This is a genomic window from Planomonospora corallina, assembly GCF_042650625.1.
Lineage (GTDB): Bacteria > Actinomycetota > Actinomycetes > Streptosporangiales > Streptosporangiaceae > Planomonospora_B > Planomonospora_B corallina.
Window position 1 is genome coordinate 205,269 of the sequence record NZ_JBHSBM010000011.1, and the last position, 20,365, is coordinate 225,633.

The window sequence follows — 20,365 nt, forward strand, 5'->3', positions numbered from 1 at the left end:
ACGGCGCGGGCGCCCGGATTGCGCCCTGGGCGCCCGCGCCGTCCCGGCTCCGCCACGCCTCGCTCCCGCCGGGGGCCGGCGGCCGGTCCCCGCACCCCGGCGCGGGGACCGCCCGGCGCTCAGGGACAATCCCGATGTGACCTGGAACGTCGAGGAGTTCACCCGGGCAGCGGCGGCCACCGCCGAGCAACTGGCCGCCTACGTGGACGAGAGCCAGTGCGGCCTGCCACCCGTCATCCGCCGCCGCCCACCGGGCGAGCTGTCCGAGCGGCTCGGCCTCGCCCGGTGGATCCGCGAGGGCGGGATGACGCCGCGGACCCACGCGGACTTCCTGGCCGCCTACCTGGAGGAGGGGACCCGGATGCACCACCCCGCCTCTCTCGGCCACCAGATCGCCCCGCCCGACTTCCCCGCCGCGCTCGCCGACCTCGTGCACGGCGCCGCCAACAACCCGATGGCGGTCTACGAGATGGGCGCCGCCGCCGCGACCGTCGAGCGGGAGGTCGTGCGCTGGATGCTGGAGAAGGCCGGGTACGGCGCGGCGGGCGGCGGCGTGCTCACCCACGGCGGCTCCCTGGCCAACCTCACCGTGCTGCTCGCCGCGCGGGCGGCCGCCGCGCCGGACGCCTGGAGCGACGGCGTGCCCGGCGACCTCGCCCTGCTCGCCCCCGCCTCGGCGCACTACTCGCTCGCCCGCGCCGCCGCCATCCTCGGCCTCGGCGAGCGGGCCGTCGTGCCGCTGGCGACCGACCCGCTCGGCCGGATCGACCCCGCGGCCCTGCCGGAGGCCCTGGACCGGGTGCGCCGGGCCGGTCGGCGGCCGATGGCCCTGGTGGCGAACGCCTGCGCGACCGCGACCGGCCTCCACGACGACCTGCGCGCGGTCGGGGAGTTCTGCGCCGCCCACGGCGTCTGGTTCCACGTGGACGGCGCCCACGGAGCCTCGGCGCTGCTCAGCCCGGAGCACCGGCACCGGCTCGACGGGGTGGAGCTGGCCGACTCGCTGATCTGGGACGCGCACAAGATGCTGCGCACGTCCAGCCTGGCCGCCGCCGTACTGACCCGGCGGGCGGACGATCTGGACGCGGCCTTCCGCCAGGAGGCGAGCTACCTCTTCTACGGCGACCGGGGTTTCCACGGCGACCGGGGTTTCCACGGCGACCGGGGTTTCCACGGCGACCGGGGCTTCCACGGCGACCGGGGTCCGGACGCGCACGAGGGCCACTCCGGCTCCGGACCCGGCTCCGGACCCGGCTCCGGACCCGGCGCCGCCCCGGGCGTCGACTCGATCGGCAGGACCGTGGAGTGCAGCAAGGCCGAGCTGGGCCTGAAGATCTTCCTCAACCTCGCCTGGCGGGGCGAGCGCGGCCTGGGCGAGTACGTGGCCCGGCAGTACGCCGCCGCGCACCGCCTCTGGGAGCTGGGCCGCGACCGGCCGGGCTTCGCCTTCCCCTACGAGCCGGAGAGCAACATCGTCTGCTTCCGGTACGGCACGGGCGACCAGCTGGCCATCCGCGAGCGGCTGATGGCCGACGGCGCCTTCCACCTGACCTCGGCCGAGATCGGCGGAGTCCGCCACCTGCGCGCCACCGTCATGGCCCCGGCCACCGACGACAAGACCCTGGCGGCCCTGCTCGACCGCATCGCCGGTAGCGCGGGCTGACCCCTCCGCCGGGGCCTCACCCGCTCCGCCGCCCGGCACGGTGACCGGCCCGGCTCCGGATTCGGGCCGGGAGCAGGACATCGAGTCCGTTCCCGGCCCGGCTCGGTGCCGGGACCGGTCCCGGGGTCCGGGCGGTGCTCAGGTCAGCGGGTGCCGTACCCAGACGTTGGGCTCGACGTAGACGGCGTGGTCCTGGGCGGGGTCGCAGTGGACCGGGGTCAGGGCGCCGGGCACCTCCACCGGGCCGGGCGCGTCGAACGGCAGGCCGGTCCACTGCCGCCACTCGGCGAGCGTGCCGGAGACCGTCATCGACCGGGGCGCGACCTTGACGATCTCGCCGCCCGCCCGGACGTGCACCCGCAGCCACGGGTCGGCCGGGAGCCCGTCGGGGCGGGTGCGCGAGGCGTACTCCGCCATCGGGGCGCGCGGCTCCAGGTGCTTGGCGTTGGGCCGCACCGGGGCGAGCAGTTCGGTGAAGCCGAGACGGGCGGCGTTCTCCCGGAGCGCGCCCAGCAGGATCGGGGAGAGCCCGGTGCCGAGCAGGTCGGTCCTGACGGCGATCTCCAGCGCGGTGACCGCATCCGGCTTCTCACCGGTCCGCCGGGTGCGCCAGGCCCGCAGGATCGCGGTGTCCCACCCGCCGTCCGGCAGCTCCTCGCGATCCCAGGTGAACGGCACGCTGAACGCCCTGGCCACCAGCCGCCCCGGCTCGGCGCCGTCCTCGGCCACCAGCACGAACTCCGGGTAGGCGCTCACGCAGACGTCGTAGTAGAGGGCGGCCACCGGGTCGTGCATCATGAACGCGGGCCAGGGGTTGTCCATCGCCCAGATCGCGTCGGCGAGCTCCGGCCGCTCGGCGAGGGTGCTGATACGCAGGGTCACCCGGACATCCTCCCCGCCCGGACCTCCACGTTTCGACCGGTTTTTCCGGTGTCGTCCGGGCCGGAAGGCACGATCAGCGACGCTGGTAGCCGTCCGCGCGCCGTACACGCCCGAGAGCGGCTCGTGGAGCTCCTTGCCGAGTCACGGCGCCGTCAGGGTGAAGGGGGCGGTGGCGCGGACCGCGCCGTTGACGACGATCTCCAGGACGCGGGGGCCGGGCGGCTCGACCCTGGTGGTGACCGGCCGGAACGAGTGGGACTTGGCCACCGTGACGACCTGCCCCGGAGCGGAGACCAGCCGCTCGCCGAGGTGGAAGACGCGGCGCGAGCCGTCGCGCCGGACCGCGTACCGGAGCACGAGCGGACCGGGGGAGTCCGCCGAGACCGTGACCGTGAAGCGGAGCAGGTCGCCGACGGCCACCCGGTCGGCCTCCAGCGCCAGCGCCTCGACCGCGCCGCCGCCGGGAGCGGCGCCCATCAGCTCCAGCGCGCCGGGGTGCCCGGCGCGCAGCAGGCCGCGCACCGCGTGGCGCAGCACCCGCTCGACGTGCGAGCCGCCCTCGGAGCGCCAGCGGGCCAGCAGCTCCACCGCCGCCTCGGGGTGGTCCTTGGCGATGTCGTTGACGTGGTTGGCCACCGAGCGGCGGACGTACTCGCTGGGGTCGTCGCGGAGCCGGTCGAGGATCGGCAGGGCGGGCCCGGGCTCCATCAGCCACCGCACCCGCGACCCCCACGGCAGCCGGGGCCGCGAGCCCTCCGAGGCCAGCCGGCGCAGGTGCTCGTCGTCCGACTCCGCCCAGCCGTGCATGATCTTCATGGCGTCGTCCCGGTAGCGGTCCAGGAAGGGGCGGACGGCGAACTCCCCCGTGGCGTACGGCGTGAGCACGGCGAGCGTCTCCATGGCCTCGTCCAGGTGGTCGAGGCCGCGCGCCGCGACGTACTCGGTGGCGGGCCAGCCGCTCCACATGTCGAGCCGGACGCGGGCCGTCGCCTGGCGGAGGATCTCCGCGGCGCGGGGGAAATCGGGCGGCAGCGCGGCGGCGAGCGCCCGCGCGGCGTGCCGGACCCGGTCCTTGAGCTCCAGTCCGTCCAGCCCGTCGAGGGCCTCCGCGACGAACCGGTCCCGGGGGAACGCGCTCCAGGCCGCGGCCACGCCGTCGGCGAGCGACCCGACGGAGGCGGGGTTGACCATCTCTTTGAAGGGCTGCGCCATGGCCGGTACGGTGCCACGGCCCACCGACATTTCCGCCGGCGGCGGACCCGTTCCGGTGCGCGGATCGCGGTCCTGATCACCGGGACCGGAGTGGGATAGCGTCGGCCCCATGAGCGAACTCGACTCCCGCCTGCGGGCGGTGTGCGACCTTTCCGTCGCCGGTGTCCGGGAGATGGCCGGCCGGCACGAGTACGACGGGCGGATCCAGGACCTGTCGCCCGAGGGCGTGCGCGCCGGGCTGGCCGCGCTGGGGCAGGGTCCGCTCCCGGACGACTCCTACGACGCCGCCCACCTGGAGATCTTCGAGGAGCACGCCCGGGTCGTCTTCGGGGAGCTGGAGCTGTACCGGCGCAGCCCGATGGAGCACCTGGAGAACCTGGATCTGGCCTGCTACGACCGGGAGTACGCCCCGGAGGCGGAGCGGGCCGCGGCCCGGCGGGCCCACCTGGCTTGCTGGCCCGAGGCCGTGGACAACGCGGTCGCCGCGCTCGACCGGCTGAGCGCGCCGGTCGCCACCGCGCTGCTCGGCACCGTCCGGGGCCTGGCCGCCGGGATCCCCTCGGACGCCGACGACACCACGCGGGAGGCGGCGCTGAAGGCGCACGCCCGCCTGGTCGAGCACGTCGAGCGGGCCGCGCGCTCCGGCGACCCGGACGCCTCTCTCGGCGCCGAGGGGCTGGCCCGGCTGATGGGCGCGGGCGAAGGGCTCCCGGTGGACCTGGGCAGGCTGGCCGAGCGGGCCGACGCCGAGCGCGACCGGCTCACGGCCCGGCTGACCGAGGCGTGCGCGCGGCTGGGCCACGCGGGCCGGCCGCCGCTGGACGTCGCGCGCGAACTGGTCCGCGACCACCCCGGCATCGACGGGGTGCTCGACGCGGCCCGCGAGGGCACCGAGCGGGCCATCGCCTTCACCCGGGAGAAGGACCTCGTCCCCTACCACGACGGCGAGTGCCGGGTGGGTCTCGCGCCCGAGTCGCGCCGCTGGGCCATGGCGATGATCAGCTGGGCCGCGCCGGGCGAGCCCGAGGGCCCGTCGTGGTACTACATCACCCCGCCCGAGCCCGCCTGGCCGGAGCAGGAGATCGAGGAGTGGCTGGAGGTCTTCAGCGCCACCACGCTGCCCGCGATCAACGTGCACGAGGTCGCCCCCGGGCACTTCTCGCACAGCCGCGCCCTGCGCCACGCGCCGTCGGCGGTGCGCCGGACGCTGATGTCGATGGCGTTCGCCGAGGGCTGGGCGCACTACGCCGAGGAGCTCTGCGTCGAGGAGGGCTTCGCCCCCGGCGACCCCCGCTTCGAGATCGGCGTCTGGCTGGAGGCGCTGATCCGGGTGACCCGGCTGGCCTGCGCGATCGGCGTGCACACCGGGGCGATGACGGTCGAGGAGGGCGCGCGCCGCTTCGAGGCCGACACCCATCTCGCCGGTCCGGCCGCGCTCTCGGAGGCCCGGCGGGCCACCTTCGACCCGACCTACGGCCGCTACACCTGGGGCAAGCTGGAGATCCTCGACCTGCGCGAGCGGGCCAGGGCCGAGTGGGGCGCGGGCTTCACGCTCAAGCGCTTCCACACCGCCATGCTCGACCTCGGCTCCCCGCCCCTGGGCCTGCTCGGCCGGGCGCTGTAGCCCACCGCGGACCCCGGCGCCGTACGGGATCGGGTGCTGTAGCCCACCGTGGCCCGCGGCGCCGCCGGGCCCGTGCGGTCCGGTGGCGGCGCCGCGGCTGTCAGCTCTCGCGTACCAGCGTGGCGACCAGGGCGCGTGAGGTGGCGTCGGCCTGGTGGGCCACGGCGGTGGCCAGGGCCGCGGCGCTGTCGGCGTCCCCGGCGTTGGCGACCCGCTCCAGGGCGGTGCAGGTCTCCGAGAGCCGCCGCCCGGCGAAGGCGGCGCTGCTGCCCCGCAGCTTGTGGGCGAGCCGGGCCAGTTCCTCCAGATCCCGGCGCTCGGCCGCGGCCATGATCGCGATGGTGGCCGTCGAGGCGTTGTGCAGGTAGGACGGCAGGAACTTCTCGGTGAGCTTGGGACCGATGTCGCGCAGCTCGTCGAGCACGTCCGGGTCGAGCAGCCCCTCGGCGTCGGCGCCGGTGCCGGCGGCCACCGGTTCCGGGCTCTCCTGCCCGCCGCCCCCGGTGCGGTCCGCCGCCGCGGCCGGTGCCGCCCGGCCCTCACCGGCGTCGCCGGCGCGGCCGGCCAGGGCCGTGCGCAGGGTGGCGTCGAGCTGCTGCTTGCGCAGCGGCTTGGGGAGGAACGCGTCCATCCCGGCCGCCCGGCAGCGCTGCTCGTCGGAGGCGAGAGCGGAGGCGGTCAGCGCGACCACCGGGATGGCGCTCACCGGCCCCGGCATCCGCCTGATCTGCTCGGTGGCCTGGTAGCCGTCGAGGCGCGGCATCTGGCAGTCCATGAGCACGAGGTCGTACCGGTCCGTCCGCAGCAGCCGCAGCGCCTCCTCGCCGTCACCGGCGACGTCGGCGGCGTAGCCGAGACCCGCGAGCATCTCGACGACGACCTGCTGGTTGACCTCGTTGTCCTCGGCCACCAGGATCCGGACGCCGTCCGTGTCCCGGCCGCCCGGCGCGGACGGCACCGGGGCCGGGGCCGCCGGCGGCACGGCCGTGCCCGCCGTACGGGCGGTGTCGGCGGACGCGCGGCCGAGCAGCCGCAGCAGCCCGTCGCGCAGCTGGGAGGCGCGCACCGGCTTGGTCAGGTAGACCTCGATACCGCACTCCCGGGCGGTCTGCGCCTCGCCGGCGTGGTTGGTGGAGGTCAGCATGGCCAGCCGGGTGCCGGACAGAGCAGGGTCGGCGACGACGGCCCGGGCCAGCTGCAGGCCGTCGAGATCGGGCATGTGCATGTCGAGCAGGGCGAGGGTGAACGGGTCGCCCACCGCGGCGGACTCGCGCAGGAGGTCCAGGGCGCTGAGGCCGTCCGGCGCGGTGAGCGCCCGCATGCCCCAGCCGGTGAGCAGGTCCCGGACCACCGTGCGGTTGGTCCGGTTGTCGTCGACCACCAGCACGCGGACCCCCGCCAGGTCCGTGGACTGGCACGGCGGCGCGGCCGGCGGCGCGGCCGCGCCGGGCAGCGGCAGGGTGAAGTGGAAGCGGCTGCCCACGCCGACCGTGCTGGTCACCCCCATCGTGCCGGTCATCAGCTCGACGAGCTGGCGGCTGATGGTCAGCCCCAGGCCGGTTCCGCCGTAGCGGCGGGTGGTCGAGGCGTCGGCCTGGGTGAAGGCGTCGAACAGGCTCTCCTGCCGGTCGGCGGGGATGCCGATCCCGGTGTCGGTGACGGAGAAGAGCACCTGCCGGAGCCCGGAGTCGCCCTCGGCGGGGCCGACCGCGACCTCGACGACGACCTCGCCCCGCTCGGTGAACTTGACGGCGTTGGAGACGAGGTTGGTCAGCACCTGGCGGATGCGGTGCACGTCGCCGTGGAGCGCCGGCGGGATGGCCGGGTTCACCACCGCGGCGATCTCCAGCCCCTTGGCCTGCGCGGTGGCCGCCATCAGGCTCACCACGTCCTCGACCAGCACCCGCACGTCGAAGTCGACGGGGTCGATGTCGAGCTTGCCCGCCTCGATCTTGGAGAAGTCGAGGATGTCGTTGATCACGGTGAGCAGCGCGTCGGCGGAGTTCTGCACCGTGGTCAGGTAGCCGCGCTGCCGGGCGTCGAGCTCGGTGTCCAGCAGCAGGGTGGTCATGCCGATGACGCCGTTCAGCGGGGTGCGGATCTCGTGGCTCATGTTGGCCACGAACTCCGACTTCATCCGCGAGGCCGCCAGCGCCTCGTCGCGGGCGGCGGCCAGCTCGGCGTCGGCGCGCTTGCGCGCGGTGACGTCGCGGATGAACGTGTTGAAGGTCGTGCCGTCGGCCGTCGAGGACGACCACACGGTCATCTCGGCGGGGAAGACCGTGCCGTCGTGGCGGAGGGCCTCGATCTCCAGGTAGCTGCCCGACGTGGGCAGCGCGCCCCTGGAGAGCGCCCGCTGGAGGTTCGCGGCGTGGAACGCGCGCTGCTCCTCGGGGATTATCAGCTCGACCGGGTTCCTGCCCATGGCCTCCTCGGCCGACCAGCCGAAGGTCGCCTCCGCCTGGGAGTTCCAGCGGATGATCCGGCTGTGCCGGTCGACGGCGATGAACGCCTCGCCGGCCGCCTCGATGATGGCTCCGACCTGCTCCTCCCGGTGGATCAGGTCCTCCTCGGCGAACTGCCGGCGCCGCTCGGCGCACGAGATCATCACCAGTCCGCCCATCAGGAGCTGCGTCAGCGCCAGCGCGGCCGCCGTCACCCGGCCGGTGAAGGCGTCGGCGGGGGCGAACGCCACGCTGGTCGGGATCTCGGCGACGACCGCCCAGCCCAGCTCGGGGACGGGCCGGTAGGCCACCTCGTGGCTGTACCCGTCCTCCAGGCTCCGGCCGGTCCCGCTGCCTCCGGCCAGCGCGGCCCAGACGTGCTCGTCGCGGGTCCCCGTGAGCGGTCCGGAGCGGTCGTCGCCGCCGGACAGCAGCGTGCCCTTCTGGTCGGCCAGCGTCAGCCGCACCCCCTGCATGCCGGAGAGCCGGTCGGTGAACGCCGTCAGGGCCTCCACCGGGTAGCCCGCGGCGACGAGGCCGGTGATGCGGCCTTCGCCGTCCGTCACCGGCGCGGCGACCGCGACCACGCGGCGGCCTTCCACGATCACGGTGGAGAACGCCTCCGACACGTACGGCTTCCCGGTCCGCAGCACGCCCTGGAAGTAGTCGCGGCCGGAGAAGTCCTCGCCGACGACCTCGGGATGGGAGGGGCTGATCGCCAGCACCCTGCCGGACTTGTCCATCGCCCACGCGGCGAACAGGGACGGGTCGTGCGCCCGCAGCTCCGCCAGGTGCCGGTCGACGTCCCCGCCGCCGGAGGCCAGGGCACGGCGCACCGACGGGCGCTGGGCGTAGGAGGTGACCAGCTCCCGTGCGGCGTCCACCTGGTTGCCGATGTAGTCGGCGCTGACGTCGGCGCTGGTCGTCAGCCGCCGCTCGACGTCGGCGCGGGCCCCGCCGGTGTTCTCCTGCACCGCCAGGTACGCCAGCCCGGCGATCGGCAGCACCCCCAGCACCACGGCCCCGGCGGTCAGCCCCAGGACGTAGTTCCGCAGCGACCTGCGGGACTGGGGGCATCTGAGGATGCGCCTGCCCGTGGCCACGATGTGCACCAGCGCGAGCACGGTCAGCACGAGTGAGGCCACGGCGACCGGCAGCAGGTGGTCGGAGGAGGACTGCACCGCCCGCACCACGGGCAGCGTCCCCAGCGCGGCCAGAACAAGGATCAGCGGCAGTCGGAGAAAACGCTTCACCGGCCAGTGCCCCCTGAGTTCGTCGGCTGTCATCGCGCCCCCATCGGCGGGTACCGGCAGCTCCTGAGGAAGGCCCCGAGGACAAGGAGCAGGTATTACTGTCCTGCTCCTTTTCATACCCGTTTGTCCGCTGTTCACCGGGAGACTGGAGCGTCCTGCCGGTGCAGGCCGTGCGGCCGAGCCGATCGCCGGAGCGGACCTCGGCGGGCGGTACCGGACGACGCCGATAGACTGGGCGCACCGCGGTGGTTTCCTTTGGGGGGTCTTGGTGTCAGAGTTCGGCCCGTCGTTCGACACTGTCCTGGTCGTCGACTTCGGCGCGCAGTACGCGCAGCTGATCGCGCGACGGGTGCGTGAGTGCCACGTCTACTCCGAGATCGTCCCCTCGACGATGCCGGTGGAGGAGATGATGGCCAAGAACCCCAAGGCCATCATCCTGTCCGGCGGCCCCTCCTCTGTTTACGCCGAGGGCGCCCCCGCCGTCCCGCACGGCCTGTTCGAGACCGGCGTGCCGACCTTCGGCATCTGCTACGGCTTCCAGGCCATGGCCCGGGAGCTCGGCGGCACGGTGGCGCGCACCGGCGTCGCCGAGTACGGCGGGACCCCGCTCGAGGTGGTCCGGGAGGGCGTGCTCTTCGCGGGCCTGCCGGGGCGGCAGTCGGTCTGGATGTCCCACGGCGACAGCGTCGCCGCGGCCCCCGAGGGCTTCGAGGTCACCGCCTCCACTCCCGAGACCCCCGTCGCCGCCTTCGAGCACCCCGCCCGCGGCCTGTACGGCGTGCAGTTCCATCCCGAGGTGCTCCACTCCGAGCACGGGCAGACCGTGCTCAAGCACTTCCTCGACGCCGCGGGCTGCCGCCCCTCCTGGACGATGCTCAACATCGTCGAGGACGCCGTGGAGGCGGTCCGCGCCCAGATCGGCCCCGAGGGCCGCGCCATCTGCGGCCTGTCCGGCGGCGTGGACTCCGCGGTCGCCGCGGCCATCGTGCAGCGGGCCATCGGCGACCGCCTGACCTGCGTCTTCGTCGACCACGGCCTGCTGCGCAAGGGCGAGGCCGAGCAGGTCGAGCGCGACTTCGTCGCCGCCACCGGTGTCAAGCTCCGCGTGGTCGACGCCGCCGAGCGCTTCCTCAAGGCGCTCGACGGGGTCACCGACCCCGAGGAGAAGCGGAAGATCATCGGCCGGGAGTTCATCCGGGTCTTCGAGGACGAGCAGCGGGCCGTCATCGCCGACGGCCCCGTCGACTTCCTCGTCCAGGGCACCCTCTACCCGGACGTGGTCGAGTCCGGCGGCGGCACCGGCACCGCCAACATCAAGTCCCACCACAACGTCGGCGGCCTCCCCGACGACCTGCAGTTCCAGCTGGTCGAGCCGCTCCGCACGCTCTTCAAGGACGAGGTCCGCCGGGCGGGCGAGGAGCTCGGGCTGCCCGCCGCCATGGTCTGGCGCCAGCCGTTCCCCGGGCCGGGGCTGGGCATCCGCATCGTCGGCGCGGTCACCCGCGAGCGCCTGGAGATCCTGCGCGAGGCCGACGCCATCGCCCGCGAGGAGCTCACCCGCGCCGGGCTCGACCGGGACATCTGGCAGTGCCCGGTCGTGCTCCTCGCCGACGTGCGCTCGGTGGGCGTGCAGGGCGACGGCCGCACCTACGGGCACCCGGTCGTGCTCCGCCCGGTCTCCAGCGAGGACGCGATGACCGCCGACTGGTCGCGCGTGCCGTACGACGTGCTGGCCCGCATCTCCACCCGCATCACCAACGAGGTCCGCGAGGTCAACCGCGTGGTGCTGGACGTGACGAGCAAGCCGCCGGGCACCATCGAGTGGGAGTAGGCGCCCGGCGCCGACGGCCCCGGGAGGGGCCGTCACTACCGGTGAGTGGGTACCCATCACCAAATGGGGCGATACTTCCTGTTAGCTGAGGCAGTGACCGGTAAGTTGGGGCGGGTGTCAACGACCCTCACCGGCACCCGGCCCGCCCGCTCCGCGGCTCCCGCCCGCCTCGCCTGGCTGGACGCGCTGCGCGGCCTCGGCGCGACGGCGGTGCTGCTGGAGCACGCGCTGCCATGGTTCATGCCGGAGCTGCGGCCGTACTGGTTCAACCTCGGCATGTACGGGGTCCTGGTGTTCTTCCTGGTCAGCGGGTACATCATCCCCGTCTCGCTGGAGGGGCGCGGGGACGTGCGGGCCTTCTGGACCAGCAGGGTCTTCCGGCTGTACCCGATCTATCTGCTGGTCGCGGCCGCGGTCCTGGCGATGGCCTTCTGGTTGCCGGTGCGGCAGGAGGTGCCGCGCGACCCCGCCTCGGTCTCCGCCCACCTGACGATGCTGCTCGACGTCGTCCACCTGGGCGGCCTGGCCGACACCATGTGGACGCTCTCCTACGAGATGGTCTTCTACCTGGTGGTCACCGCGCTCTTCGTGGCCGGGCTGCACCTGCGGAGCGGGACGTTCGCGGTCGGCTCCGGCGCCGTCGCGGTCGGGGCCGGGCTGGTGCTCACGGGGCCGCTGCTGACCGGCTTCTGGCCCGCCTACGTCTCGGGCGCGCTGTTCGCCGCCGGCATGGCCTGCCTGCTGACCGGGCGGCTGCGCCGTACGGCCGCCTACACGCTCGGCGCGATGGCCCTGGTGCTGCTGCTGTTCGGCGGCTACGTGCCGTGGTTCGGGGCGGCGATCCTCGCGGTGATGTTCACCGGGACCGCGATCCGCCGCTGGGAGCAGGGCGCCGGCACCCTCCGGCCGGTGGCCGCCACCGCGGTCCTGGTGGCGCTGGCCCCGGTCTGGGCGCCCCAGGCGGGCTGGTGGTGGGTCCAGCCGGACGTGTGGATCACCACGATGGCCCTGGCCGGGGCGACGTTCGCCGCGATGATGGCCCTGCGCGGCCGCCGCTTCCCCCGCGCCCTGGTCTGGCTCGGCCTGATCAGCTACTCGGTCTACCTGTTCCACCACCCGCTGCTACGGGCCGTGCACGCTGCGGTGGGGGACACGCGCTCCCTGCCGGCGGCGGCCCAGGCGGTGCTCCTGGCCGCCTTCACCGCGGGGACGCTGGGCCTGAGCTGGCTCACCTACCGCTGGGTCGAGCTGCCGATGCAGAACCTGGGCAGGCGGATCGCCCGGAGAACTCCGGCGGTGGAGAAGTCTCGCCGGGCGACTGCGCGGGCATGCCTTGCGGAAGGCGAAGAAGCCGGGGCTCGCCAGCGGCCCTAGGAGGGGAAGACCCAGCGGTCGAGTGCGACGTACCGGAGGACGGTGAGCCCGCCACAGGTCGCGAGCAGAGTGGTGACCTCGATCCACGGTACGTGAGGGAAGAGGGCATGACCGGCCTCGATCATCGCTGTGGTGGTGCCGTAGTAGATGACGAAGATCACCGCGGCGCGGAGGTGCTGACGGGTCCGTGAGCCCTTGGCCCGGACGAAGGTCCACCGCCGGTTCGCTTCCGTGTTGATCAGCGCGGTGCCGATCAGCGCGACCAGGTTGGCCCACATCGGGCTCCACATCTGCCGCAGCAGCGCGTACAGCCCGACGTAGAGCAGCGTGGAGACACCGCCGATCATCAGGAAGAGGAGCAGCTTCAGCGGGGTCCGGCGATCCTGGAACGGGGGTTCGGGAGCGGGGAGGACCCGGGGGAGGGACTCAGCGACCTGAGACAAGGACCCTGGTCCTCTCGAACACGCCCCACTGGGAGATCCCGGCTTTGACCGACGTCTCGACCGGGCGGAAGGACTTGGGGAAGTCGCGCAGGTAGGTGAGGTGGCTGTGCGGGCTGGTGCGTCGCTGGTTGAGGCCGGCCCGCTCCATGAGCTTGCAGAGCCAGTCCATGTGCGGGACCGGCGTGGTGACCAGCAGCTTTCCGCCGGGACGGAGCAGTGCGTGGACGGCGTCGAAGAAGTCGCCGTGCTCCACCACCTCGAACGCGATGACGGCGTCGAACGACTCGGCTTCCAGCCCCAGTGACTTCCACTGGTTGATGTCGCCGAGGACGAACTCGTGGCCTGGAGGAGTCGGCGGCGGCACGATGTCGATGCCGACGAAGTCGGTCCATCCGTTCGCGATGGCGTACCGTCCCACCCAGCCGTCCGCGCAGCCGATCTCCAGGATCCGGGCGGAGCGGTCGATGTGGGAGAAGAAGTACTGCAGTTTCCTACGGCGGGCGTACTGACTGAGCGGTGCGGTCACCGGTGACTCCTGTGTGGACGCCGTCATGATCAGGGAATCACTGTGGCGCAACCATGGTTCCGGCGTGCCCGCTTGACCATGGTGATCCGTACTCTTGGCCCACGCTGTACCCATGGTTGGGTCAAGTGCTGCGGGCGATCTCCCATCGTGTCTGAGGATTGGCTCCGGTCCCTCCTCTTCGCGGATTCGAACACTCTGGGAGCATGCACGATGGCGGTCGAGACGGTTGCGCCGGACGCAGCGAGCGGGCGACAGGAAGAGGGAGGTGAGGCGAGCAGGACCGGGTCGGTTCGTATGTTCGGTCTGGTCTGTTACATGCTGGGCCAGGTGATCCTGCTCTGCTGGTGGGCCGCACTGTATCCCGGCCTCATGAGCAACGACTCCCGCCGTCAGATGCAGAACGTCACCGTCGGTCCATGGGGCAGCCACCACTCGGTGGCCTACGACCTCATCCTGGGATTCTCCTACCACGTCACGGAAGACATAGCGCTGGTGACGTTGCTCCAAAGCGTGGGCATGGCCATCGCGCTGAGCTACCTGGCGTGCGGACTCCTGCCGCTGGGGATCCATCGCCGCTGGCTGCTCGCCGCGGTGGGCTGTGTGGTCCTGCTGCCCTCGCTCGCCTCGTTCACCCTGACGATCTGGAAGGACGTGCCGTTCACCATCTGCGGCGTGCTCCTGGCCGGAACGTCGGTGCGGGTCGCACTCCAATCGAGGTCCGGTCGGTACCGGTTCGACTCCCGTGTCCTCCTGCTCGGAGGTGAACTGCTCCTCCTGGGGCTGTTTCGCAACAACGGGTTCCTGATGGCGTTGCTCGCCGGCGCGGTGCTCGTGCTCGTGGTGCGGGGAGCGCGTAGGTGGATCGCGGGGGTGACGGTCGTGGCGGTGATGGTTCCGCCTCTTCTGACCGGCTTCGTGTATACGAGGTTCGGGCTCGTACCGCCACTGCGCAGTTTCGCCTTCCAGACGGTCTTCAGTGATCTCGCGGTGGCGTATGTCCAGAAGCCCCGCGTGCTGATGCCCGAGGAGCAGAAGCTGCTGGAGAAGGTGGCGTCACCTCAGGCGTGGAAGGACGGAGCCTCCTGTTACACCATGGGCTTCATCGTGGCCCATCCCGGTTTCGATCCGAGTAAGGCCGAACCGCGCATGGATCGGATCATGAAGCTGTGGGGGACTCTGATCTGGCGCGCGCCCGATGTAATCTTCGACGCGCGAATCTGCCGGGCGGCGCTGGCCTGGAAGATCGATTCAACAGCCGAGAGGTACGGTGGTGAGCTGTACATGGCCACCTTCCGTGAGCCTTCGCCTCTTCCCCAGTGGTCCGGCACTCCTCTGGCCACGGCGTTCACCCATCGGCCCCTGATAGAGGGGGGCTGGGACGCCGCGCGTTTCCTGATCAAGACCACGATGGTCAGCCACCTGGAATGGCTGCTGTGGCGGGCTCCGCTGTGGTGCTACCTGAGTTACGTCGCGGCGGCACTGTTGTGGTGGCGTACGGGGAACAGAGCGGGACTGGCTCTGGTCGCCGTGGTCGTCGGTCAGCAACTCGGCGTGATCCTCACCAACACCGCCCAGCAGGCCCGGTTCATGATGACGCCCATCTTCATCGGCATGGTGCTGCTGCCGTTCGTGATGCGGCAGTTCAGGATGCTTCTACCGCCTCGGAATCCGGAGGCGGGTCACTCCCGTGTCCGAAGCTGACCGGATACGCGAAAGGCCCTGCCCGGTTAACCGGGCAGGGCCTTTCGCGTATCCGGTCAGCGGCCCGACGAGGCGAAGACGGGTGCGGCGCGCCCGGTGCCGGAACCCGACACCCGCCGTTCCTCGTGATATTCAGACTCGACGTTCACCTCCCAGATGTCATGGCCGGCGCCCTCGGCGATGTTCTCCGCGGCCAGCATCGCGGTGAGCATGGAGTGGTCCTGGTTGTTGTAGCGGTGCATGCCGTTGCGGCCGACCGGGTGGATCTCCGGCCATTCCGCGTCGAGGTACTTCCTGATCGTCTCGACGCTGTCGGCGTAGTCGGCGTCGTATACGGGATATGCCTTCGGCATCCGCACGACGTAGCCCTGCTGCGCCGCCCCTGGGGTGACCAGGCCCAGCTTCTCCAGCTCCGCGGTGCCAAAGCGCACCAAGTCCTCGTCACTGCGCTCCCACAGGTCGTCACCCTCGTTGACGAAGTACTCCAGGCCCAGGCAGGTCCGGCCCTCCTGGACGAGGAACGGGGACCACGAACCGTAGTTCTGCACGCGGCCCAGCCGTACCTCGGGTGAGTGGATGTAGATCCAGTTGTCGGGGAAGGAGAACCTCTCCGGGACGACCAGCGCGACGGTCAGGAAGTCGCGATACTTCAGCTTCGCAGCGGCCTCGATCACGATGCCGGGCACGCCTGGGCCGAGCGCCTGGATGAGGGCGTTCATCGGCATGGAGGAGATGAGGTCATGGCACCGGATCTCGCGGGTGCCATCGGAGGAACGGACCGTGACCACCAGCGTGCCGCTGTCACGGCGGATGTGTTCGACCCGGGTGCTGAGGTGGAGAGGGACGCCCTGCTCTCCGATCTTGGCCGCGCAGGCCTCCCACATCATGCCCGGCCCCAGCTTGGGGTAGCGGAACTCCTCGATGAGGCTGGTGATCTCTTTCTGGTTCCGGTTGGGCAGCAGCGCGTTGATGATGGCCTTGCCGAGTGACAGGTTCTTGATGCGCTGGGCTGCCCAGTCGGCCTGGATCTCCGTGGCGGGCACTCCCCAGACCTTCTCAGTGTAGGTCTTGAAGAAGATGCCGTAGAGACGCCATCCGAATCGGGCCGCGACCCACCCTTCGAAGGTGGACTGGTCGGCGGGGGGACGGATGCGGGTCCACGCGTAGGAGCCGACGCAGCGCAGTGATTCGACCAGACCTAGGTTCTTCAGCGCGTTGGACGCCTTGAGTGGATAGTCGAAGAACCGGCCGTTGTAGTAGATCCGGCTCATCCGTGGACGGAGGAGGAAGTCCTCCTCTCCGAGGACCTCGTCCCAGAACCTCTCCACGCGGGGAACTTTCGTGAAGAATCGGTGCCCGCCGATGTCGAAGCGCCAGCCTTCACGTTCTTCGGTCCTGCTGATTCCCCCGACCACTCCGTCGGCTTCGAAGATTTCACAGGAGAGTCCTCTGCGGGTCAGTTCGTAGGCCGCGGTGAGCCCGGCGGGCCCCGCTCCCACGATGACGGTCGAATGCACCTGATTCTCCCCGTTCGCGTTCGGCTGAGGATGCCGCTTTCCACGGCCCCAAGCGATGCTGCCGATACGGCCGGATGCCCTGGAGTGCCATTGCGAGCTGTTTGGTGAAATATTCCAATCTTTTAAAGACGTCATTCTCCTGGTCAGTGCCCTGTGTCTGTCGGCAAATCCTCTGGCCAAGGGCTGGGGCAGGCTGTTCCCCTCACAGTCTCCCCGGAGGGGGAGAGGTGAACGGGGGCGTTCTCTCTACCGTTTCGAGTGGTATACCGAAGATGTCCGGCTATGTGGAGCGGAGGGGTGTTCTGCAGTTCGCTGGCATTGCCAAAGAAAGGCAAAGTATCGGCATAGGGTCGGGTGTGCGGTAAGCGCGTCGCCATACTTGCGCGCATGACCGCATTCCCGCCTGTCGACGGTTCCGTATCCGGTTTACCCCTTTCTCCGGAGAGCCCCGGACCAGACGGACATGCTCGGTGCGCCGCGCCTCGTACTCCGCCGCTGGGACGTGCATGCCGGTCGATCTGGCACTGGCTTCCGACGGTGTTCGCGGCCGCTCTCATCGTGGTGGTGCTGAGGTCGTACGACGTTCCGCTCCGGGAGACCGCGCTTTTCTGCACCTACCTGGTCTTGGGCGTGGTGCTGCCGGGTCTGCTGGTGGTCCGTGCCCTGTGGGGTGGCAGGATGGCGCTTGCGGAGGAGATCGCGCTTGGCCTGGCGCTGGGGTACACGGTGGAGACGCTCGTCTACATCGTGGGCCGCTCCGCCGGGATTCCACTGGCCGTGCTGGCCTGGCCGGTCGGTACGTACCTGGTCTTCTGTGCGGCCCCCCGGCTGAGAAGACACTGGAGGGGGACAGCGCAGCCGAAGACCCCCCTGTGGTGGTCGTGGTCCGTCGCGCTGATCCTCTCCTACTTGACCGTGGTGTTCGCAGCGGCATTTTTCAAGGTGTACGACATCGTCCAGCCGGGAGTCTGGGCGACCTCCACCGACATGCCGTACCACCTGTCGATGATCGGAGAGCTGAGGCACCATATGCCTCCCGACGTTCCCACGGTCGCGGGTGAGCCACTGCTCTACCACTGGTTCGTTTACGCGCACTTCGCGGCGGCGAGCTGGGTGACCGGCCTGGAACCGCTGGTGCTGCTCTTCCGCCTGGGGACGCTTCCCATGCTCATCGCCCTGCTGGTCCTGGTGGGGATGACGGGGCGGCGCATCACCGGTTCGTGGCTGGGCGGTCTGCTGTGTGTCGCGTGTACGGTCTTCTTGAGAGCCCCCAACCTTCATCAGGGGGCGAACAAGACGTTCGCCCACGGCGGCGTGCAAGACGCCGCCTGGATCAGTCCCACCCAGGTCATGGGCGCTCTGCTGTTCGCTCCGGTGGTCCTGCTCCTGCTGGAACTGCTGCGGAGCAGACGACATGAGGTCGGGCGGTGGCTGCTGCTTGGAATCTTCTCGATAGGGGTTATGGGGGGCAAAGCCACATACCTGCCCATGCTGGGAGTGGGGCTGCTACTGGTGATCCTGGTGGAGGCCGTCCGGCGTCGCCGGATCCCCTGGGCGGCGCTCGCGGCGCTTGGTGTGACCGGGGCCTGCTTCCTCTTCGCACAGCTCGTGCTTTTCGGTGGCGCGCAACTGGGCATGGTCTTCGACCCTCTGCACATCATCCGTATCGGTTGGATGCGGCTGACTGAAGGACCGGACGGTTCGGAGGCTCCCTCTCAGGCCACGATCCTCGGCTTCGCGGCTCTGTATGTGCTGAGCTGGGCCGTGGCGTGGTCCGGGATATTCGGACTGCTAAGCCGGCCGCGGTTGCTGATGCGACCGGGAGTGCTGCTCATGCTTGGAATCGGTGCATCCGGCCTCGGCGTGATGCTCTTGTTCGGCCATCCGGGGTTCAGCCAGCTGTTCTTTCTGATAAGCGCCCTGCCGTATCTGTCGATCGTCGCGGTGTATGGGCTTCTCATCCTCGTGCGCAGAGCACGGGTACCTGCCAGAGCCACGGTCGCGGCAGCCGGTACTGGAGCGGCTGCGGCTTTCCTGCTCCCTTCGTGGGGTGTGAGGCTTCCGCTAGGGCCGGAAGGGGAGGTGTCCTCCCTCTATCCGCCGTACGTTGCCCTAGCGGTCATCGCGGGAGTAGTGCTCACCGTGCTCGCCGTCAGGCTGGGGAACCGCCGGGCGTGGGCATTCGGGGGTGTCGCCCTCATGGCGCTCAGCATGCCTGGCCTCGCGTACGAGCAACTCGGCCGGGTGGAGCCGTCCACGCTGCTGGCCAAGCCCGTGAGGTCGGTCAAACCAGCGGTGCCGAAGAGCGCGTTTACCGCGCTGCGGTGGCTGCGTACTCACTCGGACCCGGACGAGCTGGTCGCCACGAACGTGCACTGCCGCTGGGACGCGAGGTTCCCCTGTCATGCTCTCCGGCTCTGGGTGAGTGCCTTCAGCCAACGACGCGTACTGCTCGAAGGCTGGGCCTTCACTCAGAAGAACCTGAAGAACTGGCGTCCGGGCCCGTCATCCCGCTCATCGCTTCAGTACCCGTTCTGGGATCAGAAGCGTTTCGATGCGAACAGGGCGGCCTTCGAGAACCCCTCGGCGGTCAGCATCCGAAGACTTCGGGAGCGATACGGGGTGAGCTGGCTCTTCGTTGACGAGCGGCGAGTCGTACCGGCCTCCGGCCTGAGAAACTTGCTGGAGCCGCGCTTCAGGTCAGGGCACTACTCCCTCTACTGGATAGCGGACGGCGCCAGGCCGGCCGGTGATCTGTGATTCACCGCTGATGCGGCACCGCGAAGAGGCTGCCGCCGAGCGTGCTCCCGGTCTCCCGGTGCAGGGGTCGGGAGCACGGCAATTCAGCTGTCGTCGGCGGGGGACTCGGCGAAGTCGTCCGGGTCGCCGGTGGGGGAGTCGGTGGAGAGGTCCTTGTCCGCGGCGGCGCTCACCGGGAAGACCTCGGCCGGCTTGAGGGCCTTCGCGCCGGGCAGCGAGGAGACCGCCACGAGGTGGTAGCCCTGCTTCTTCAGCTCCGTCAGGAGCTTCGGCATCACCGTGACGGTCTGCGCCACCCAGTCGTGCATGAGGATGACCCCGTCACGCTTGGCGTTCTTGAGCACCTCGTCGTAGATGGCCTTCTCGTTCCTGGTCGCCCAGTCGCGGGAACCGCCGTTCCACAGGATGATCGGCATCTTCATCTCGGCGGCGACCGTCTTGGTGTCGTCGTCGAGCAGGCCGTACGGCGGGCGGATCGTCGTCGGGTACCTGCCGGTGACCTTCTTGACGATGTCCTGGGTCTTCTGGAGCTCCTCGCGGATCTCGTCGATGGAGGTCTCGGTGAACTTCGGGTGGCTGTAGCTGTGGTTGCCGATGTCGTGGCCCGCGTCGACGATCTGCTTGGCGAGCTTGGGGCGCGACTTCACGTACTGACCCTCGAGGAAGAACGTGGCCTTGGCGTCGTGCTTCTTCAGGGTGGCCAGCAGCTTGTCGGCGTACTTGCCGGGGCCGTCGTCGAAGGTGAGGGCGATGCACTTGACCTTCGTGCAGTCCACCGGCTTGGGCTTGGCGGTCGGCTTCGCCGTGGGCTTGGCGGTGGCGGCCGGCTTGGGAGCGGCCGCCGCGGGCTGCTCGGCCCACGCGGCGGCCGGCGCCGACAGCAGGCCCAGGGCGCAGCCGCCCGCGAGGACGATTCGGATGGGGGACTTCATGAGGGGAGGCTCCGGGGCAGGACGACATCGGTCGAGGGGCCATCCTACAGAGGTGATTGATGCCTGTTGAGGCCGAAGTATCACGATGTTCTGTGAGAAGCGGCGGCCCAGAGGGCGGCTGCAGACCTCCCCGCGGCGGCCTCGGCGTCGAGGGCCAGGCGGTCCTGCGGTCGTTGTGCGTTCAGAGGCGTCAATGGAACGGT

General features: G+C 70.9%; 13 protein-coding genes. 6 read left to right on the plus strand and 7 right to left on the minus strand.

Annotated elements, in window-relative coordinates:
• Positions 1-136 precede the first annotated feature (136 nt).
• Positions 137-1,663, plus strand: coding sequence for a pyridoxal phosphate-dependent decarboxylase family protein (locus ACFOWE_RS05895; protein WP_377285911.1), 1,527 nt, complete (start codon positions 137-139; stop codon positions 1,661-1,663).
• A 138-nt stretch (positions 1,664-1,801) separates the two neighbouring features.
• On the opposite strand, the gene ACFOWE_RS05900 is transcribed toward ACFOWE_RS05895, so the two are convergent.
• Positions 1,802-2,545 carry an N-acetyltransferase gene (locus ACFOWE_RS05900; RefSeq protein WP_377285913.1) on the minus strand — a complete coding sequence of 248 codons (744 nt, stop codon included), beginning with the start codon at positions 2,543-2,545 and terminating at the stop codon, positions 1,802-1,804.
• Positions 2,546-2,686: 141 nt separating this feature from the next.
• Entirely contained in the window at positions 2,687-3,757 is a 1,071-nt protein-coding gene (locus ACFOWE_RS05905) for a DNA alkylation repair protein (protein WP_377285914.1), read from the minus strand.
• Between the two features lie 109 nt (positions 3,758-3,866).
• On the opposite strand from ACFOWE_RS05905, the gene ACFOWE_RS05910 reads away from it, so the two are divergent.
• Positions 3,867-5,381, plus strand: coding sequence for a DUF885 family protein (locus ACFOWE_RS05910; protein WP_377285915.1), 1,515 nt, complete (start codon positions 3,867-3,869; stop codon positions 5,379-5,381).
• Positions 5,382-5,481: 100 nt separating this feature from the next.
• Here the strand turns inward: ACFOWE_RS05910 and ACFOWE_RS05915 are convergent, their stop codons facing one another.
• Positions 5,482-9,111 (minus strand): response regulator, encoded by a 3,630-nt coding sequence (locus ACFOWE_RS05915; RefSeq protein ID WP_377285916.1) that lies wholly within the window; start codon positions 9,109-9,111, stop codon positions 5,482-5,484.
• A gap of 232 nt (positions 9,112-9,343) precedes the next feature.
• Between ACFOWE_RS05915 and guaA the strand changes: the two genes are divergently transcribed.
• Together guaA and ACFOWE_RS05925 are read left to right on the plus strand one after the other, a co-directional pair.
• Positions 9,344-10,909, plus strand: a complete 1,566-nt coding sequence (gene guaA, locus ACFOWE_RS05920) for a glutamine-hydrolyzing GMP synthase (RefSeq protein WP_377285918.1) — start codon at positions 9,344-9,346, stop codon at positions 10,907-10,909.
• A gap of 114 nt (positions 10,910-11,023) precedes the next feature.
• Complete coding sequence (locus ACFOWE_RS05925) at positions 11,024-12,283, plus strand: acyltransferase family protein (protein ID WP_377285919.1); 1,260 nt, start codon at positions 11,024-11,026, stop codon at positions 12,281-12,283.
• Here ACFOWE_RS05925 and ACFOWE_RS05930 read toward each other — a convergent pair.
• A complete protein-coding gene (locus ACFOWE_RS05930; protein ID WP_377285920.1) occupies positions 12,280-12,726 on the minus strand; it encodes a GtrA family protein in 447 nt (148 codons plus the stop codon). The two genes, ACFOWE_RS05925 and ACFOWE_RS05930, sit on opposite strands and share 4 nt — an antisense overlap.
• Positions 12,710-13,252 carry a class I SAM-dependent methyltransferase gene (locus ACFOWE_RS05935; protein WP_377285922.1) on the minus strand — a complete coding sequence of 181 codons (543 nt, stop codon included), beginning with the start codon at positions 13,250-13,252 and terminating at the stop codon, positions 12,710-12,712. The genes ACFOWE_RS05930 and ACFOWE_RS05935 overlap by 17 nt, the downstream gene beginning before the upstream one ends.
• A gap of 210 nt (positions 13,253-13,462) precedes the next feature.
• Between ACFOWE_RS05935 and ACFOWE_RS05940 the strand changes: the two genes are divergently transcribed.
• Positions 13,463-14,953 carry a hypothetical protein gene (locus ACFOWE_RS05940; protein ID WP_377285924.1) on the plus strand — a complete coding sequence of 497 codons (1,491 nt, stop codon included), beginning with the start codon at positions 13,463-13,465 and terminating at the stop codon, positions 14,951-14,953.
• A 56-nt stretch (positions 14,954-15,009) separates the two neighbouring features.
• Here ACFOWE_RS05940 and ACFOWE_RS05945 read toward each other — a convergent pair whose 3' ends face one another.
• Positions 15,010-16,470, minus strand: a complete 1,461-nt coding sequence (locus ACFOWE_RS05945) for an NAD(P)/FAD-dependent oxidoreductase (RefSeq protein WP_377285925.1) — start codon at positions 16,468-16,470, stop codon at positions 15,010-15,012.
• Between the two features lie 537 nt (positions 16,471-17,007).
• Between ACFOWE_RS05945 and ACFOWE_RS05950 the strand changes: the two genes are divergently transcribed.
• Positions 17,008-19,230: a hypothetical protein gene (locus ACFOWE_RS05950; RefSeq protein ID WP_377285926.1), complete on the plus strand. Its 2,223-nt coding sequence runs from the start codon at positions 17,008-17,010 to the stop codon at positions 19,228-19,230.
• 83 nt (positions 19,231-19,313) lie between these two features.
• Here ACFOWE_RS05950 and ACFOWE_RS05955 read toward each other — a convergent pair whose 3' ends face one another.
• On the minus strand, positions 19,314-20,162 hold the full coding sequence (locus ACFOWE_RS05955; RefSeq protein WP_377285927.1) for a polysaccharide deacetylase family protein: 849 nt from the start codon (positions 20,160-20,162) through the stop codon (positions 19,314-19,316).
• Between the last annotated feature and the right edge of the window lie 203 nt (positions 20,163-20,365).

What these genes read in the sequence shown, in the direction of transcription:
- ACFOWE_RS05955 (WP_377285927.1), bottom strand. Translation starts at nt 20,162, where the DNA reads ATGAAGTCCCCCATCCGAATCGTCCTCGCGGGCGGCTGCGCCCTGGGC.
- ACFOWE_RS05940 (WP_377285924.1), top strand. Translation starts at nt 13,463, where the DNA reads ATGGCGGTCGAGACGGTTGCGCCGGACGCAGCGAGCGGGCGACAGGAA.
- ACFOWE_RS05915 (WP_377285916.1), bottom strand. Translation starts at nt 9,111, where the DNA reads ATGACAGCCGACGAACTCAGGGGGCACTGGCCGGTGAAGCGTTTTCTC.
- ACFOWE_RS05905 (WP_377285914.1), bottom strand. Translation starts at nt 3,757, where the DNA reads ATGGCGCAGCCCTTCAAAGAGATGGTCAACCCCGCCTCCGTCGGGTCG.
- ACFOWE_RS05910 (WP_377285915.1), top strand. Translation starts at nt 3,867, where the DNA reads ATGAGCGAACTCGACTCCCGCCTGCGGGCGGTGTGCGACCTTTCCGTC.